Raw genomic sequence first — 18,058 nt, 5'->3', positions numbered from 1 at the left:
ATGCTAACTTGTGCTCGAACAACACAAATGGCTAGCGATGACGCAAAGTCTGATATGAAACTTTCTGTTTTTATGAAAGAAGCTTTAAATTCTCTTTATAATATGGAATCTGATTGTGAGAATTTAAAATCTGATACTTTTAATGATAAAACTAGTGAATATAAAAAGATTATTTTGAATAAGTCTGCTGATGTTAAGTCAGATGATGTTAAGTCTGATGATATGCAGTCAGATGATGTTAAGTCTGCTGATGTTAAGTTAGATGATGCGAAGTCTGCTGATGCAGAAGATGAAGTATGCAATGAATCAGATTCTAATTTTGGAATTGCTGTTGGTGAATATGCTTCTAAATTGGCGGACGTTTTGCAAGAGCGTACGAATCAGCCTGCATCTATTGGAAATATTGTGTTGCCATGGCCTATTACTTTGAGCAAAGATTTAGAAGATACTTTAAATGAGTCTGTTCGTTTGATGAAAAGTAATATAGATAATTCGTCTAGTGATTCTAGTTTGTGCTCTAGTTCTGACTTGAATTATAGTTCTGATTCTTCTTGCTCTAATTCTTGTAATCTAGAAAATCTTTCTCTTACGAATAGAGTAAAGATGTTTATTAGTGATTCAGATTTTGGATTAAAAAATTATAATTCTAATAAAGATCTTGCGGAATATGTACGTCAAAAAGCTGAAGATTCTGAAAAAAATAATTCTAAAGCATTAAGTATTACTACATTGCAACGTAGTGCGAAAATTTCTAATTCTTCTAATAAAAGTAATTCTAGAGATATTGACAGGCGTATGCTCGCGTATATACGTCCTATTCCATCAGTTTCTACTATAAATTCAGATATGGGAACGAAATTCCATGAATGGGCTGAAAGCTTTGTAAATGCTGGCAATTTAGAGATGAGTAATTTCGCAAAAAATGAGTCTTCTGTGTCTGATGAGTCTTCTAAGTCTTATGACTCTTCTAATTCTTCTGAGTTTGGCTCATCTACTTATAGCTCAAGTGCGATTTTAGATTCTTATGATGATTTTTCAAATAGTATGATTTCTCGTATTGATGTGCAACTTTCAATATTTGCACACTTGGTCTCTGAATCAAAAGTTTGTGCTTTAGCTGAGCGCAATAATTTAACTGATTCTCAGCAAGCTTTAGCAAATTCGTTAGCAAATTCGTTAGCAAATAAAAATATTGCATTAAACAATGAAAATAATACTAATTTAGTCAATTGCGATATTAGCTCCTTAAAACTAGACGACAGAGAAGATTTATTGAACATTTGGAAGACTCGATTAGTTAAATCTCGTTGGGCTAAAAGAGTTTCTTTGGCTGCAGAATTGCCTATTTCTTATGCTTTGGAATCAAATGGGAATAATCCTCGTGTATTAAATGGCATTTTGGATGCAGTTTTCTTAGGCGGATTAAATCCTAAAGATACTTCTAAACGTTTTACTGTAGTTGATTGGAAGACTGGTAAAAAACCTACTGTTAAAAAAGAAATAGAAAGAAAATTAGTGCAATTAGATTGGTATCGTCTTATGCTTTCTGCTTTGACTTCCGCAAAACTCGATGAAATTGACGCAACTCTATATTATGTAAGTGAGGAGAATGAAGAATCTCGCGAAATTCACGCTCTATTAAAAACTGAGCAACAGATTCGGTCTGAATTATCTTAAAGAATAATTTAAAAATCTTTAAAATATGCATACATAGTGGGTATTTGATACTCTGAGAAGTAAATGATATTTGTGTGAGTGAGTATGGTTCAATCATGCAAAATGTATGAATAATATGTAAATATGTATAAAATTTGCTTGTGAAGCCTGTTCTATAATAGAAAATTTATGCATAATAGAAGTAATATTCATGAATAATAACTGTGTAATAATATACGAATAGCGTTCTGCCAAGAAACGTATTAAGAAAAAGTTGAGGATGTAAAATGGCTGTTGAATTTCGCCCAATGAATCTGGGTGATCTCGATGCTGTAGTTGATGAGTATGAACGTACATGGGGGATTTCTGATTCTGTTGGATCTGATGCATCTAAAGAACTTTCAAAAAGATTCGTATTGCACTATTTAGCGCCTTGTACACATAGCGTTATTGCATGCGATAATGATAAATTCTTAGGATTGCTTCTAACACGCGTATTTGGCGATGATTTAATATTTCCTGAAGTTGCAAAAATGTTGCATAAGCAGGAATTATTGATGGGCACTTCAAATGATATTCATTATGTTGACGCTTTAGATAGCGCTAAAAGCATGCGTTCTATTGAAACTAAGCTAGAGGCAAAATCTCACATAAATGATTTAACTCAAGCTGAATTAGAACTCTTTTTAGTATCTCCTGCAGCTCGTGGGCATGGAGTAGGCGGTGGATTGTGGTCTAGAACTATGCAACACTTGCGTCATCGCGGAGTGAACCGTTATTATTTGCATACAGATACTGCTTGTGATGTGAGTTTTTATGATTATCATGGCTTAAAAAGAGATGCACAATGGATGCATCAAAATCATCCAAAAGATGCTGAACGAGTTAAAAATTTAGTGAGTGATTTGTTTATTTATTCTGGTGAACCAAGAATTAAATCTTCTCGTTCTAGAGCTCGTTCTAATACTCGCGCTTAAAGAAAAAGAAAATAAAACAAGTTATAGAAAAATATAAAAATAATAAAGTGTATTCGATTATTTAATTATTTAATTACTTGATTATTTAATTTGAAAACATAAAACAATTTTAGTTGATATTGGGAGTTTAATGTATGTCGTCATCATTGCAAAAGAAGCCTACAGCGGCTACACAATACGCGCGCCTTTTTGCGCATAAAGGTGTTAAGTCGTTCTGTATATCTGGCGCTCTTGCGAGATTGCCGATGTCAATGATGGGTTTAGGAATAGTCCTAGCTATAAACAATCTTTATAAAAATTGGACTGTTGCTGGAGCTATGGCAGCATCATATGTGTTAGCTCAAGCTGCAGTAACACCGCTTTATGCAAAACTTTTTGATAGATTTGGTCAAAAGAAGATTGGAACAATAGCACTTTCTGTACAAATCATTGCTATGTTAGGATTTGCTATTGCAGTTCTATTCCATGTGCCTTTAACGCTATTATTTGCGCTCGCAATTGTTATGGGTGTTACGCAATTCGCGTTTGGTGCTCTTGTTCGTACTCGATGGGCATATACATTGCGCTCAGAAAAGGATGATTCTTTACTTAATGTTGCATATGCACTTGAATCAGGAATTGATGAAATAGTTTTTATTTTTGGACCTATTCTTTCTGCGTGGTTAGCTACTTCTGTACATCCTGTATCTCAATTATTTATTCCAGTTCTAGCTAGTGGGATCGGCGGTTCTTGGTTCTTTTCTTTGCGTAATACTCAGCCTACTGTTATGGAAGTTGTGCAAATAGAATCTGCTTCTTCATATGATGAAGATGTAAGAGAAGCTGTTAAAGATGTTTATGCAAATCCTGATAATGTTCGAAATGCTGCGTCCATTGACAATTCTAGTGCGAACGCTAATAGTAAAAATAACAGTTTAATAGATAAATTGAGCTTAAAACAATTACATACTTCTAAATCTAATAGAAAAACTAAGAACGTATTGCTTTATAGAGGAATTATACCGTTACTTGTTATGTTCTTGATTTTTAACATGAGCTTTAGTGCTTTCGATCTTTCTGTTACAGCAGCATTGAAATCTCAAGGTTTAGAAGATCATATCGGTTTGCAGCTTGCGTTATTCGCTTGTGGCTCGCTTGTAGGTGCGATGATTTTTGGATCTCATAAATTCCGCGGATCGAATTGGTCTCATTTAATAGTGTTCCTAGCTTTGCTTACTCTCGGATACATTCTTATGTGTATCAATTTAGATCGTTTGCTAGTGTTGAGTATTTTTGAAGTTCTTTCAGGATTATGCGTATCTCCAATTTTTGCCACAGCAAATTTGATTGTTAAAGCAACGATTCCAGAATATTCTCTTACAGAAGGTCTTTCATGGCTTCCTACGGCTTCTGCTGTCGGTTCATCGCTCGGTTCTATGGTTGCTGGCTGGGTTATTGATACTTGGAATATACACGTTGGAATGTCTGTTCCTTGGATTGCAACTCTTGTAGCTATTCCATTTGCTGTTCTTGGATGGTTTATTGTGATAATTCTTAAGCGAAGAAAACAAAAATAATAATTTTGTGGAATCATTGTAATATCTGGGGCAACAAAATTTGATTTGTGCTTATAATTAGATGTAAGTGTAGATTCATGCTTGAATATGTTCACACGCAAAATATATATTTGTTAATTGTGAGCATATGTGTGTGATTTAATGGATTTGATACTGTTTTATAAACAGGGGGTATATTATGTTTGAGCATAATAATTTAGTGGATCAGGTTTTGTCGGCAGCGAACTTTTCAACTGGTCAGTCTTCATTAGTTACAACTGGAGCTGCAGTTATTGGTATTTTTATTTTCGCTATTGTTATAGTTGCTATTGGTATTGGAGTTGAAATCTGGTTCAAAAATCGCCATTAGTTTTGTTCTTAATACAATATTTTTGTTAATCCGGAATTTATAACGTTTTATAGAGCTGATCCATTAACGAAGCGCTCGTTTAGAATTATTTACTTTTTATAAAATAGTTATTTATTTCTAGTAAATATTGCGTGTGTGAGTGTTATGATGCAAAAATTTAAGCCATGATTTGTTGTTAAAAGGTTATGAGTTGGAAACTTGTTTTGGCGATTTGCTTTTGGATAGCTAGAAATAATGTGGATTTTCATTTAGTGATAAGTGAGAAAATCAATTGAAATCTTATATGCTTTCAGATGAGCAATCATCTGTAAATGATTTATTTGCGACTGGTAAGGCTAAAGTTGATGAATTAGCTAATAAAGCAGTTGCTGAGCTTGAATCGCAAATTGTGAAAGAAAGCAATAAGACAAAAAATAAGAAAAATGCGAGTAAGTTAGTGAAAAAAGATAAAAAATCTATGCAAAGTGAAAGTGCTAAATCCAATAAAAATAAATTGCGTATGCAAAGTAAAACATCTCGAGCTAATATTCTTCCTCCTGTTGTAAACGATCAGCGTGAAGGCTCTTTAATTGCTCCGCCAAAATATCGTAAAGGTTCTATGCGAATTGTTCCATTAGGCGGACTCGGTGAAATTGGTCGCAATATGAACGTTATAGAGTATAACGGCCATATTCTGCTAATAGATTGTGGTGTTTTGTTCCCTGAAGAAGAGCAGCCTGGTGTTGATTTAATCCTACCTGATTTTCACTATATTCAAAATCGCTTAGATAAAGTAGAAGCATTGGTATTAACGCATGGTCATGAAGATCATATTGGTGGTGTGCCATATTTGCTTAAAATGCGTCCAGATATCACATTGATTGGTTCAAAGCTGACTCTAGCTTTTGTTGAAGCTAAATGCAATGAACATAAAATAGAACCTAAGATGATTCAAGTTGAAGGTCGAGAAAAAATTAAAATTGGACCTTTTAATTTGGAATTTATTACTGTAACGCATTCTATACCAGATGCTCTTGCTGTATGTGTTAAAACTCCTGCCGGTACGATTATTGATACTGGTGATATTAAGCTGGATCAGCTCCCACTAGATCACCGTATTACTGATTTAGTTGAGTTTGGACGTTTAGGTGAGCAAGGTATTGACTTGCTTATGGCTGATTCTACGAATGCTGAAGTTCCAGGATTTGTTAAACCTGAAACTACTATTGGACCAGCTTTGGATCGTGCTTTTTCTGAAGCTACTCGAAAAATTATTGTTGCAAGCTTCTCAAGCCATGTTCATAGAGTGCAACAAGTAGTTGATGCTGCACATAAATTCGGCAGAAAAGTTGTTTTTGTTGGCCGTTCTATGGTTCGTAATATGTCTATTGCAGCAGATTTAGGCTATTTGCATATTCCGGAAAATACTGTTGTTGATTTGAAACAGGCTAAAGATATTCAAGACGATAAGCTTGTTTACATGTGTACAGGCTCTCAAGGTGAGCCTATGGCTGCTCTTGGGCGAATTGCAGACGGAAGCCATAGAGATATTACAGTTAATGAATTTGATACTGTAATTCTTGCAAGTTCGCTTATACCTGGTAATGAGCATGAAGTTTATAAGGTTATTAACAAACTTGTGCAGATGGGCGCTCGTGTTATTAACAAAGATAATGCTGCAATTCATGTTTCTGGTCATTGTAATGAAGGTGAGTTGCTTTATTTGTATAACATTGTTAAACCGAAGTGTGCTATGCCAATTCACGGAGAACATAGACATTTAGTTGCAAATGGTTTGATTGCTGTTAAAACTGGTGTTGATCCGCAAAATGTTGTTCTAGCTGAAGACGGTGACGTGGTTGATTTATATCATGGAAACGCTGCTGTAGTTGGTTCAGTTCCATGCGGTTATGTTTATGTTGACGGCGATTCTGTAGGTGAGCTTACAGACGAAGAGCTTGAAAAGCGTAGGATTCTTGGTACAGAAGGCTTTGTTTCTAGTTTTGTTGTAGTAGATACTAACAAAAGTGATGTTGTAAGCGGGCCAAAGATTTTTGTTAATGCTATGGCTGAGGATGAGTCTGATTTTGAAAAGATTCGTCATCAAATAGTTCAACAATTAGAAGATGCTATGATTCATGGAGAGCGCGATACTTATAAGTTGCAACAAATTATGAGACGAGTTCTTGGAGGTTGGATTGCGCGCGCTTTGCGTAGGAAGCCAATGATAGTTCCTGTTGTTGCAGATGTTGCGTCAGAAGATTGTAAAGATAATTTTCTTAAGTAAATAAAATAGTTTGTTAATAATTCCTATATGTAAATGCATGTAATAAAACCAAAGTTACGTAAAGTTAAAAAAATAAGAATAAAAATTGCGTAAAAAATTACATAAAAAATTACATAAAAATAAATTTTCAGGAATATGAAACAAAAAAGTAACGTGATAGTAGAGTTGTTGAAATCAAAAATATAGTACAGGCATCTAAACTATTTAATGACTATTTTATGAAAGGATTGTGGCATGACCACTTTGCAAACTAAAGAAGATGCCGAGGCTTTGATTAAAAAAGAAGGCATTGAATACGTATCCGTGCGATTTACTGATTTGATTGGCGTACAGCAGCATTTCACTGTTCCAGCTAGCGAATTCTTGCATGGGGCTTTCACAGACGGTATGCCTTTTGATGGATCTTCAATGCAAGGATTCCAAGCTATTAACGAATCTGATATGAACTTAGTCCCAGATGTTGATACTGCTTATATTGATCCTTTTCGTAAGCATAAGACTTTGAATGTTGCTTTTTCGATTGTTGATCCTGTTACGAATGAGCCATATTCGCGCGATCCTCGTCAAGTTGCTCTCAAAGCTGAAGCATATTTGAAATCAACAGGTATTGCAGATACAGCAAGTTTTGCACCTGAAGCTGAATTCTTTATATTCGATAAAGTGCGTTTTGCTAACGATATGCAATGCTCATTCTATGAAGTTGATTCTAACGAAGCTCCTTGGAATTCTGGAGTTGATACGGAAGATGACGGAAGTAACAATATTGGATTTAAGAATCGCGTCAAGCGCGGATACTTCCCAGTTCCACCAATTGATCACAATCAGGATTTGAGAGATGATATGGTAGCCAATTTGCAAAAAGTTGGCTTGATTCTTGAAAGATCTCACCACGAAGTTGGCGGTGCAGGGCAGCAAGAAATCAACTATCGTTATAACACGCTTGTGCATGCTGGCGATGATTTGATGAAGTATAAGTATGTTGTTCATGAAACTGCTGCATTAGCTGGTAAAGCTGCAACCTTTATGCCAAAACCAATTGCAGGAGATAATGGTACTGGAATGCACTGCCATCAGTCTTTGTGGAAAGATGGTAAGCCGCTTTTCTACTCTGAAACAGGTTATGCTCAACTTTCAGATATTGCTCGTTGGTATATTGGAGGCTTAATTAAGCATGCTTCTTCTGTGTTAGCGTTTACTAACCCTTCATTGAACTCTTATCACCGTTTGGTTCCAGGATACGAAGCTCCTGTGAATTTGGTTTACTCAGCTCGTAATCGTTCTGCTGCAATCCGAATTCCACTAGCTGGTACAGCTCCTTCAGCTAAGCGCATTGAATTCCGTGCTCCAGATCCTTCTTGCAATCCATTCTTAGCCTTCTCAGCACAGCTTATGGCAGGTTTAGATGGAATTATGAATCATATTGAGCCACCAGCTCCAATCGACAAAGATTTGTATGAGTTACCTCCTGAAGAACATGAAGGTATTAAACAAGTTCCTTCTTCGCTTGGTGAAGCTTTGCAAGCTTTGGAAGAAGATCATGACTTCTTGCAACAAGGTGATGTGTTCACAAGTGATTTAATTGATACTTGGCTTGATTTAAAGCATGGTGAAATGGATTTGGCTCGTTTAGCTCCAACTCCTCTCGAGTATGAGCTTTACTTCCACATCTGATTTTATATAAATTTTGATTTTAAGCGTGCTAGAAAAGTAGAATTTGCTTTTTAGCACGCTTATTTTTATTGCATTTATTAAAAATATTAAGAAGTCTTTTAATAATTCGTGTCTAGCTAGGTCGTGTCTAGCTAGGTCAAAATAGTGTATTCCATTACAATAGAGCCTATGAGTAATAGCAAATCTTATTTGGATAATCGTCTAAATCATTGTGGCGGTCAAAACGCTAGTAGTGAGAAACTAGATTTAGCATCGCTGTTTCCTGTAAAAGGCGATGATAGAAGACCTCCTGATTGGCTATCTCGTGCGCTTTTATATGTTGTAATATTTGCGTTTATAGCTATTTTTATATGGTTTGCGTGGGCAAATATATCGTTTGTTGTGTTCGATGTTGTAGTTTCAATGTTCATTGCACTAGCTATGGAACCGCTAGTAATTAAATTGGTAAAACATGGTTGGAAACGCGGTGCTGCTGCAGGCGTTACATTATTCAGTTTAATAGTATCTGCTGGCTTACTTTTAGGTCTTTTTGGGAATTTGTTTGTGCAGCAGGCTATTTCTATGGTTAGTGGTTTTCCTAAGCTTTATGAGCAAGTTGCGAAAGTAGTATTAAATGTAACACATGTAAGACTTCCTAATATTGAGCAACTAATAGTAGAAGTATTGAAAAATATACAAACTTCATGGGTTGTTGATTTCGGTGGTTTTGCTCTTAACACTACTTGGGGCTTGTTTACAAGTTTGCTTGATTTACTCACTATAGTTATGGTCACATATTATATTTCTGCTGCAGGTCCTAAGATGCGCCGTAGTTTGTGCTGCTGGTTGAATCCTAAATCTCAGCGTCGTTTTGTGTTTATTTGGTCGATTGTTCAAGAACAGATTTCGAGTTTTCTTTTTTCAAGAATTATACTTGCGCTAATAAATGCTGTTGGAACTGCAATATTTCTTATCTGTATGAAAGTTCCGTATTGGTTGCCGCTTTCGTTATTCTGTGGAATTGTTTCACAATTTGTTCCAACTATAGGTACGTATTTAGGTGGAGCTTTGCCAATTATATTCGCTTGGAGTTCGAATGGATTTGGTACTGCTTTAGCTACTTTAGTTTTTGTAACAATCTATCAGCAGATTGAAAATATGGTAATTTCTCCTAAAATTTCAGAAAAAACTATGGATTTGAATCCTGCAATAGCTTTTCTTTCCGTTTTAGTTTTTGGTGCAATTTTTGGCGCGTTAGGAGCTTTCTTAGCTTTACCTATTAGTGCAAGTCTTCAGTCGATTTTCAAAGTTTATACGAAAAGATATGAGATTATTGATTCTCCTTTGATGCAAGATCCTAAGCCTGATCGTAAAACGATCGTTGTTACAGGTGCTGAAGCTATTGGAAACAACATAGTTAAACCTGTTCGAGATAGTGTATCTCGCGTGCTTAAAGGATCTACTTCTCGTGTGACTATGAATGACGATTTGCTTTATTGGTATAAGCAAGCTTACGATTCTAGTAATGATTCGATAACGTATAATAATGCTGGTAATGCTGGTAATTCTGGTAGTGCTGGTAATTCTGGTAGTGCTGGTAATAGTGAAGAAAATTCTGTATCTGTAGATGATATAAATTCAAATTCGTCAAATCTTCTAAACTCTAATGAAAGTGTTGATTCTAACGATGTTGAATTATCTACGATGGTAATATCTCGAGAAATGCTTAATAGAGTTAGCAATACAATTAATGATGAAGTAAATAATTGTGTAGGCAATAAAGTAAGCAATAACGATGATGTAGCTGGTGACAATAATGATGATTCAAATAGTAGAGAAGATAATAACGAGAGTAGTTGCGAAAGTGATAATGAAAGTAATGGCGATGCATCTATTGACAACATGGAAGAAACCGAATCGCCTGTAGATAGTTCAGGAGTAAATTCTTCTCGTAAAATAAGCGGTTCTCGTGCTAAAAAATCTACTTTTTGCGATAGTGTTAAAAATATTACACATAACAATCCACGGAGCAACTGGAAGAAATGATATTATTATCTGTTTTTGACGTACTCGTTATACTAATTGGCGTAGCGAATGTGCTGTATCAAGCTGTATGTGCTGTAGCTTCGCTTGTTGCAAAACCAATTGAATTTCCAGATGCTCCTATGGATAAGCATTATGCTGTATTGATTTCTGCTCGTAATGAGGAAGCTGTAATAGGCAATCTTATAAATTCAATTAAAGAGCAGACATACAATCAAGATTTTATAGATATTTGGTTAGTTGCAGATAATTGTACTGATAACACTGCTAAAGTAGGCAGAGATCTTGGATGTAATGTGTTAGAAAGATTTGATAAAAAGCATATTGGTAAGGGATATGCTTTGAGTTTCCTTCTTGATCACATTATGGAAAAAGGAAAAGATCAAATATATGACGCTTATTTTGTGTTCGATGCAGATAATCGTTTAGATAAGCATTACTTTGAAGAGATGAATAAAGGATTCCATGCTGGATTCCAAATACTTACAAGTTATAGAAATTCAGTTAATCTTTCAGATAATTGGGTGTCTTCTGGTTCTGCATTATGGTTTATACGAGAATCGCGATTTACTAATAATTCTCGTATGCTTTTTGGCTCTAGTTGCCATGTTGGCGGTACTGGTTTTATGTTCTCTCGCGAGATTATGCATAGAAACCGTGGATGGAAGTTCCACCTTCTTACGGAAGATCTTGAATTTACAATGGATTCTATTCTTCATGGGGATCGCGTTGGATATTGTGGTTCAGCTGTGCTTTATGACGAGCAACCTGTGTCGTTTAGTCAAAGTTGGCGTCAGAGATTGCGCTGGAGTAAAGGCTTTTTGCAAGTATTTAGATATTATGGTTCTGCTTTAATAAAGCACGGTATTCAAGAGCGCGATTTTTCGTCAGTTGATTTTTCGCTTGTTCTTTGCCCGTTCATGGTACTTGCAATTATTCGACTTATTTTAGGATTCATATTTGCTGCATGCGGATTCGTGACTTGGATGAGTCAGGTTGAAGCAGTTAGTAATTTCATTATCACTACTTTTAGCAGTGTTATTGGTATGATGATTTTCGTTTCGCTTACTGTTATTGTAGAGCATCGTAAGCTTGGAGCAACTAGTAAAGAGTTGTTCGCGTATGCTCTAAGTTTCCCAATCTTTATGCTTTCATACGTACCGATTTCATTCCAAGCTGTTTTCTCTAAAAGTGAATGGAAGCCAATTCATCACACTGGACATTAGTGCGCCAATCTGCCGGAGCGCTTGGAGCGTAGCGCGAGAAGCGCTTTGACTGAGCTTGAAATTGCATAACGCATTTCAAGCTCCTTCAAAGCGTGATTTGGCTCAAATGTAAAGTCCAGTGGACTTTACATGCCAAATCAGCCGAGCAGCTACTAATAGCCGCGAGGAATAGCGCAGCTAATCTGCGCTAACGATGACCTGCCTTTTCGTTTTGTCTCAGATTCGTTAGATTTGTCTCATCAATGATGCAAATATAACGAGTTTAGGATAAAAGCGTTACAAATGCCTCACTAGTGAGACAAATATAACTAAAATCAGCCAAAAAGCGTTACAAATGTCTCAAGCACGAGACGAATCTAACGAATTCGTAGTGTGTTTATACGCAAGATATGAGATAATGGAAGCCTTGGTGTAAACGTGCGATTGTGCAATAATGTGGCGCAATGCGTGCGTTTATATGTATATTGCGAGGTTTCTATGGTAGATTCTGTTCCATCTGCAAATATGTCTGGCAGTGTTCCAGTTTTTGGTGCAAACACTTATTCGAGTGATTTGAGTGATAATAGTGCAGAAGTTCCAGCGGTTTCTATTCGCGGATTTGTTAAGACTTTTGGCAAGAAAGTTGCTGTAGATAATCTTTCGTTGAGCATTCCAGCAGGGTCTTTCTACGGCTTAGTTGGTCCTAATGGTGCTGGTAAAACTACTACGATTAAGATGCTTACGGGCTTGCTTATGCCAGATTCTGGCTCGGCTTCGATTTTTGGCAATGACGTTTGGAGTGACGTAAATAGTGCTAAGCGCGCAATCGGTTTAATGCCTCAAGCTGACGAGATTTTTAAGACGATTACCGGACTTCAGCTTTTAACTTACGCTGGCATGCTTCGCGATATGAGTCGCGCGGAATCCGTAAAGCGCGCAAATGACTTGCTTTCAGCTTTTGACTTAACAGAAGCTGCAAACACTATTGTTTCTGACTATTCGACTGGTATGACTAAGAAGATTTGCCTTGCAACAGCAATGATTCATAGCCCTCGAGTGCTTGTGCTCGATGAGCCTTTTGAAGCAGTAGACCCTGTTTCTAGCGCGAATTTGAAGGATATTTTAGCCGAGTATGTTTCTACTGGCGGAACGGTGATTATTTCTTCGCACGTTATGGAATTAGTTGAAAAAATGTGCTCGCACGTGGCGATTATTAACGAAGGTCATGTTGCAGCTGCTGGCACTCTTGCGGAAGTTGCTCAAGGCAAAGATCTTGAAGATCGATTCATGGAGCTTGTTGGCGGACGTCACGCGGCTGCGCGCATTGATTGGCTTAATGGTGGCAAGTCTAATAACGCTCCTGCATCTTCTGCGCCTTCTGTATCTCCTGAATCTTCTGCATCTTCGACCAATTTCAACGCTTAAATAAGGAGAGCCATAATGTCTATGATTTTTACAATGGTTCGCCTTCGCTGGGCGCTTACTTTTTCTGTTATGAGAAAGTCGATTTGGCAAAAAATCGGCTTTGGTATAGTCATTGTTTTTGGGCTTGCTATTATATGCGCTCTTGGTTTTGCTGGCTGGGAAGCAGGAAAGTATCTTGATCCAGGGATGCTTCCAGATACTAAAGATTGGCAGGAATTCCAAGCTCTTCCAATAATGGTTGCGTCTATTGTGTCAATTTTTACGCTGTTCGTAAACTTGTTTATGTTTGGAAGTGACACAACACTAAAGTCGCGTAGTTTTGCGCTTTACGGTATTCCTTACGTAAAGCAGCAAGCTGGTATGCTTCTTGGCTCTCTTTTTGGAGCGCTTTCTATAAGCAGCACAATCGCGCTTGTTTTGTGGTCTTTAGCGTACCGAAGCTTTGGAATTGTGCCAGTTTTAGTAAGCGTAATCGCAGCTCCGCTTTACGTTGCAACAATCGTGTCTTTAAGCAAAATGCTTATTGAACTTTTAGACACTATTTTAATAAACAAGCATTCAAGAAACATTTTTTACTTTGCTATTTTTATAGCGTACATGATTTTTGTTGCATCAATGAACGGGCATGGTAGTTCACCAAATAAAATTTTGATCAGCTCAAGTTTGTGCTCTGTATCTGCTTTTACGCCATTAAGTGCAGCTATGGCTTTGCCGCTCGATGCTATTAATGGAAATTGGCTTGCCCTTGCTACTCGCTTCCTTATTTGCGTTGTAACAATTGCTGCTTGCTTTGCAATCTCTGTATTTTGTGCAAAATTAGAACCTAAGCTACTGCGCAGTGAACAAAAAACAGTTGTTAAAACTAAGGGAATTGGCTTATTTGCAGCAGTTCCAGACAACACAGTCGGTGCGATTATTGCGCGAATTATTAGCGTTATGAGAAGAGATATGCGCCAACTATTTTTGCTTCTTATGCCTCTTTTTATGCTGATAGTTCCAACTGCAAGTGTTGCTGGTGGCATAGGCTTTGAGAGTTTGGCAGATGGTTTAGGCGTATCTGGCTGGCTTATGTATGCTGCTTTGATGATTGGCATGGTTGTTGGAAACAATATTGCATACGATGGCACAGCTTTTACTATGCACGCGATTATTGGCGTAAAAGGCGTGAACGATCGATTAGCGCATTCAATAGTTTGGTCCGTGATTTGTGTTGTGTATTTTGTTCTTCTTGGAGTAGGATTTTACGTTTTCCTCTTCTTTGTAGCAAATATTCAACAAAGTGTAAATGCGTTTATGTTCCAGATTCTTTCACCAATCGGAGTAGCTTTTGCTTCCATAGGCATAGGCTTAATTTCTTCGTGCATTGCAATGTACCCTGTGGCATCAATTGAAAAGCCATTTTCTAGGCCGCAAGGAAGTGCTGGCGCTAGATCCTTTGCTCCATTAGGTTTTATGCTTCTTGCTGCAGTATGCATGATTCCATCTATTGCTGCAGCTATGGCGTTTTTGGCTATTAACCCGAATCTTTTGTGGATTGCAAGCATTATGTTCGTAGTGAACGGCGCAATTGTGCTGGTTGTTGGCGTAATTATTAGTGGCAAAGTAATGGATAAGCGCATAATTCGCATTGTAGAAAACTTGCGCAGATTCGCCTCGATTACTGCGTAGGTTTATATAATTTGCTAAAAGCTAATAGATATCGCTTTGATTACAATCAGCTTTTAATAAGTATTGTTGATTTTGTTGATTGTTGATAGTTAATGCTTTTATGTACTAAATATTTGTGAGTGTTAATGTATCTATCGCATGAGATAATAGCCAACGGTACTTTTGTTGCTGCTTCTTGCGATTTTACTTATTTGCACGTAATTTACTTGTAAATTGTGGTGTTTGTTAGCGTAGATTTTGTAGTAGTTTGCGAACAATCAACCGTGAAGTTAGTACGCTTTCTTCAAAGCGATATTTTTCGTAAAGCTGTAGCAAACGCTGGAATTCCAACGTTTTAAGGATGGTATATTACTTTGGCTGAGTTTATTTATCAAATGATTAAAGCGCGTAAGTCTTATGGAGATCGCGTAATTCTTGACGATGTTACTTTAAGCTTCCTCCCAGGTGCAAAAATTGGTGTAGTTGGACCTAATGGCATGGGTAAATCTACTCTGCTTAAAATTATGGCTGGCTTAGAGAATGTTTCTAATGGTGAGGCTTATATTACTCCAGGTTACACTGTTGGAATTTTGCAACAGGAGCCGCCGCTGGATGAAACTAAAACAGTTGGCGAAAACATTAAAATGGCGTTTGGTGAGATTGCGCAAAAAGTGGCGCGCTTTAATCAAATTGGCGAAGAAATGGCTAATCCGGATGCTGATTTCGATGCTTTGATGGAAGAAATGGGAAAGTTGCAAACGGATATTGATGCTGCTAACGGTTGGGATTTGGATTCCCAGCTTGAGCAGGCAATGGATGCTTTGCAATGCCCTGATCCAGATTCTCCAGTATCTGTATGCTCTGGTGGTGAAAGACGTCGAGTTGCATTGTGTAAGCTTCTTCTTGAAGCTCCTGATTTATTGCTTTTAGATGAGCCTACGAATCACTTAGATGCTGAGTCTATTTTGTGGCTTGAACAGTTCTTGCATAACTATAAAGGTGCTGTTATTGCAGTTACGCACGATCGTTACTTTATGGATAACGTAGCAGAATGGATTTGCGAGGTGGATCGCGGTCAGCTTTACCCATACAAAGGTAACTACACCACTTATTTGGAAACAAAAGCTAAGCGTATGGAAATACAAGGCGCTAAGGATGCTAAGCTTGCTAAACGTTTGAAGAATGAGTTGGATTGGGTTCGTAGCTCGCCGAAGGCACGCCAAGCTAAGAACAAGGCTCGTTTGGAACGTTACGATCAGATGGAGCAAGAGGCACGTAATTCCAAGAAGCTTGACTTCTCTGAGATTCAGATTCCAGCAGGTCCACGTTTGGGTTCACAAGTTTTGGAAGCAAAGCATATTCACAAAGCTTTCGGCGATAGAGTACTTATTGACGACTTGTCATTTACTTTACCTCGTAACGGTATTGTTGGCGTGATTGGTCCAAACGGCGTTGGAAAGTCTACGCTTTTCAAAACGATTGTTGGCTTAGAACCACTTTCTGGAGGTGAGCTTACAGTTGGAGATACTGTGAAGATTTCTTACGTTGATCAGAATCGTGCAGGATTGGATCCTAATAAGAACTTGTGGGAAGCTGTTTCAGGCGGACTTGATTTTATTGAAGTTGCAGGCGTTGAAATTCCTACTCGTGCATACGTTGCAAGCTTTGGATTTAAAGGTTCGGATCAACAGAAGCTTACAGGTGTGCTTTCTGGTGGTGAACGTAATCGTTTGAACTTGGCTTTAACGCTTAAGCAGGGTGGAAACTTACTTCTTCTCGATGAGCCTACTAACGATTTGGATGTTGAAACTTTGGAAAGCTTAGAAAATGCTTTACTTGATTTCCCTGGTTGTGCAGTTGTTGTTTCTCACGATCGTTGGTTCTTAGACCGTGTTGCAACGCATATTCTTGCTTGGGAAGGCGATGACGATAATCCAGCTAAGTGGTATTGGTTTGAAGGTAACTTCCAAGCTTACGAAGAAAATAAGATTGCACGCTTGGGTGAGGAAGCTGCTCGTCCGCATCGCTTGCATAGGAAGCTTACTAGATAACTTTTTTGATTTTCAATCGTTATAATTTGTTTGATTTTTCAATAAAATCTTAAGTTTTATGCGCTAGGCATTGTGAAATTAAATCATATTGCTTAGCGCTTAATTGATTCGATGTGTGTATTAAAATCACGTATTGAACTAAAAAGGAGAATAAATGCCAATACTTGATAAAAACGATTCTGCTAAAGTTCAAGAATATGAGGATTTTGTAAAAAACTCTCCATTTGGATACGCTACTCAAGATATGCAGTGGGCAAAAGTTAAAAGCAATTGGATTAGTGAGTATGTTTATCTTGAAGAGAATGGGAAAATTACAGCAGCTATGTCTGTTCTTGGCATTAAAGCTGTAGATAATAAAGTGTTTCTTTATGCTCCTAGAGGTCCGGTATCTGATTTTTATAATATTGAAACTACTAAAAAGCTTATTGATGAAGCAAAACCTCTGTTTGCAAAATATAATGCATTTCTTCTAAGAATGGATCCTTGTGTAAAAGACGATCAAGATCTTGTTAAAAAGTATAGGGATGAAGGTTTTACTTTTAGAAGTGAAGGTGAAAATCCTCATTCTTTCTCTAATCCTCGTTGCGATATGATTCTTAATATGGAAGGCAAGTCTGAAGAAGACTTAATGGCTGGCTTTAGCGCTATGACTAGAAGACATATACGTGCTTCAATAAAAGCTGGTGTTACTTCCAGGTGGGGAAGATCTCAAGAAGATATCGATACTTTTTATAAGCTTACAGAAATTATGGCAGATAGGCATGGTATTACGCACAGACCTAAAGAGTACTTTGAAAGGTTATTAGCTGCATATCCAGATATTAGAATTTATACTTCTGAGTATGAAGGAGAACCTATTTCTTGCATGATTGGTTTTCCTTACAAAGATATGATGTGGTATATTTACGGTGCCACTGAGAGTGTGAAGGGCAAAGTTAGCCCAGGGTATCTTTCTATCTGGGATTTAATTCTATGGGGTAAAGAACTCGGCATGAAGTATTTCAATATGGGTGCAGTTTACTCTTTTGATATTAGTGATGGGCTTTATTTCTTTAAGTATGGATTCTGCAAGTCTAATGAGCCTTCTATGTGGATCGGTGAATTGGATGTTGTGCTAGATGATGATGCTTACAGTAAATTCATAAGTAGATAGCAGAACTTGTTATTTATTTTATAGTTTGTTTTATAGAATTCTCTTATTTGTTGTGGCTGAGCTCTCGGAGTTTCTCTCAT

At 37.2% G+C, this 18,058-nt stretch carries 13 protein-coding genes; 12 read left to right on the top strand and 1 reads right to left on the bottom strand.

Going from position 1 to position 18,058, the window contains the following annotated elements:
* Window positions 1-95: 95 nt before the first annotated feature.
* Window positions 96-302, bottom strand: coding sequence for a pentapeptide repeat-containing protein (locus HMPREF3230_RS06710; protein ID WP_155642897.1), 207 nt, complete (start codon window positions 300-302; stop codon window positions 96-98).
* Here HMPREF3230_RS06710 and HMPREF3230_RS06705 point away from each other — a divergent pair.
* The 12 genes from HMPREF3230_RS06705 (at window position 223) to HMPREF3230_RS03415 (ending at window position 17,978) form a co-directional block, all read left to right on the top strand.
* Window positions 223-1,677: a PD-(D/E)XK nuclease family protein gene (locus HMPREF3230_RS06705; RefSeq protein ID WP_155642896.1), complete on the top strand. Its 1,455-nt coding sequence runs from the start codon at window positions 223-225 to the stop codon at window positions 1,675-1,677. The genes HMPREF3230_RS06710 and HMPREF3230_RS06705 overlap by 80 nt on opposite strands.
* 266 nt (window positions 1,678-1,943) lie before the next feature.
* Complete coding sequence (locus HMPREF3230_RS03460; RefSeq protein ID WP_075523571.1) at window positions 1,944-2,633, top strand: GNAT family N-acetyltransferase; 690 nt, start codon at window positions 1,944-1,946, stop codon at window positions 2,631-2,633.
* 134 nt (window positions 2,634-2,767) lie between these two features.
* Window positions 2,768-4,189, top strand: a complete 1,422-nt coding sequence (locus tag HMPREF3230_RS03455) for an MFS transporter (RefSeq protein WP_075523570.1) — start codon at window positions 2,768-2,770, stop codon at window positions 4,187-4,189.
* Between the two features lie 178 nt (window positions 4,190-4,367).
* Window positions 4,368-4,538, top strand: a complete 171-nt coding sequence (locus tag HMPREF3230_RS06400) for a hypothetical protein (protein WP_155642894.1) — start codon at window positions 4,368-4,370, stop codon at window positions 4,536-4,538.
* Between the two features lie 499 nt (window positions 4,539-5,037).
* Window positions 5,038-6,804, top strand: a complete 1,767-nt coding sequence (locus HMPREF3230_RS03450) for a ribonuclease J (protein WP_230955913.1) — start codon at window positions 5,038-5,040, stop codon at window positions 6,802-6,804.
* Between the two features lie 234 nt (window positions 6,805-7,038).
* Window positions 7,039-8,475 carry a type I glutamate--ammonia ligase gene (glnA, locus tag HMPREF3230_RS03445; RefSeq protein WP_075523568.1) on the top strand — a complete coding sequence of 479 codons (1,437 nt, stop codon included), beginning with the start codon at window positions 7,039-7,041 and terminating at the stop codon, window positions 8,473-8,475.
* 168 nt (window positions 8,476-8,643) lie between these two features.
* Complete coding sequence (locus HMPREF3230_RS03440; protein ID WP_082266266.1) at window positions 8,644-10,500, top strand: AI-2E family transporter; 1,857 nt, start codon at window positions 8,644-8,646, stop codon at window positions 10,498-10,500.
* On the top strand, window positions 10,497-11,723 hold the full coding sequence (locus HMPREF3230_RS03435) for a glycosyltransferase family 2 protein (RefSeq protein ID WP_075523567.1): 1,227 nt from the start codon (window positions 10,497-10,499) through the stop codon (window positions 11,721-11,723). The genes HMPREF3230_RS03440 and HMPREF3230_RS03435 overlap by 4 nt, the downstream gene beginning before the upstream one ends.
* Before the next feature lie 477 nt (window positions 11,724-12,200).
* Window positions 12,201-13,127 (top strand): ABC transporter ATP-binding protein, encoded by a 927-nt coding sequence (locus HMPREF3230_RS03430; RefSeq protein ID WP_075523566.1) that lies wholly within the window; start codon window positions 12,201-12,203, stop codon window positions 13,125-13,127.
* 15 nt (window positions 13,128-13,142) lie between these two features.
* The gene (locus HMPREF3230_RS03425) at window positions 13,143-14,795 is read left to right on the top strand and encodes a hypothetical protein (RefSeq protein ID WP_075523565.1); all 1,653 of its coding nucleotides are present in this window, start codon (window positions 13,143-13,145) and stop codon (window positions 14,793-14,795) included.
* A 353-nt stretch (window positions 14,796-15,148) separates the two neighbouring features.
* On the top strand, window positions 15,149-16,825 hold the full coding sequence (gene ettA, locus HMPREF3230_RS03420) for an energy-dependent translational throttle protein EttA (protein ID WP_075523564.1): 1,677 nt from the start codon (window positions 15,149-15,151) through the stop codon (window positions 16,823-16,825).
* Between the two features lie 154 nt (window positions 16,826-16,979).
* Entirely contained in the window at window positions 16,980-17,978 is a 999-nt protein-coding gene (locus HMPREF3230_RS03415; protein WP_075523563.1) for a lipid II:glycine glycyltransferase FemX, read from the top strand.
* Window positions 17,979-18,058: the final 80 nt, after the last annotated feature.

The organism is Gardnerella vaginalis (genome assembly GCF_001563665.1).
GTDB classification, from domain to species: Bacteria; Actinomycetota; Actinomycetes; order Actinomycetales; family Bifidobacteriaceae; genus Bifidobacterium; species Bifidobacterium vaginale_A.
This window is presented reverse-complemented; position numbering and strand designations above follow the sequence as displayed.

What these genes read in the sequence shown, in the direction of transcription:
- HMPREF3230_RS06705 (WP_155642896.1), top strand. Translation starts at nt 223, where the DNA reads ATGCAGTCAGATGATGTTAAGTCTGCTGATGTTAAGTTAGATGATGCG.
- HMPREF3230_RS03460 (WP_075523571.1), top strand. Translation starts at nt 1,944, where the DNA reads ATGGCTGTTGAATTTCGCCCAATGAATCTGGGTGATCTCGATGCTGTA.
- HMPREF3230_RS03455 (WP_075523570.1), top strand. Translation starts at nt 2,768, where the DNA reads ATGTCGTCATCATTGCAAAAGAAGCCTACAGCGGCTACACAATACGCG.
- HMPREF3230_RS06400 (WP_155642894.1), top strand. Translation starts at nt 4,368, where the DNA reads ATGTTTGAGCATAATAATTTAGTGGATCAGGTTTTGTCGGCAGCGAAC.
- HMPREF3230_RS03450 (WP_230955913.1), top strand. Translation starts at nt 5,038, where the DNA reads ATGCAAAGTAAAACATCTCGAGCTAATATTCTTCCTCCTGTTGTAAAC.
- glnA (WP_075523568.1), top strand. Translation starts at nt 7,039, where the DNA reads ATGACCACTTTGCAAACTAAAGAAGATGCCGAGGCTTTGATTAAAAAA.
- HMPREF3230_RS03440 (WP_082266266.1), top strand. Translation starts at nt 8,644, where the DNA reads ATGAGTAATAGCAAATCTTATTTGGATAATCGTCTAAATCATTGTGGC.
- HMPREF3230_RS03435 (WP_075523567.1), top strand. Translation starts at nt 10,497, where the DNA reads ATGATATTATTATCTGTTTTTGACGTACTCGTTATACTAATTGGCGTA.
- HMPREF3230_RS03430 (WP_075523566.1), top strand. Translation starts at nt 12,201, where the DNA reads ATGGTAGATTCTGTTCCATCTGCAAATATGTCTGGCAGTGTTCCAGTT.
- HMPREF3230_RS03425 (WP_075523565.1), top strand. Translation starts at nt 13,143, where the DNA reads ATGTCTATGATTTTTACAATGGTTCGCCTTCGCTGGGCGCTTACTTTT.
- HMPREF3230_RS03415 (WP_075523563.1), top strand. Translation starts at nt 16,980, where the DNA reads ATGCCAATACTTGATAAAAACGATTCTGCTAAAGTTCAAGAATATGAG.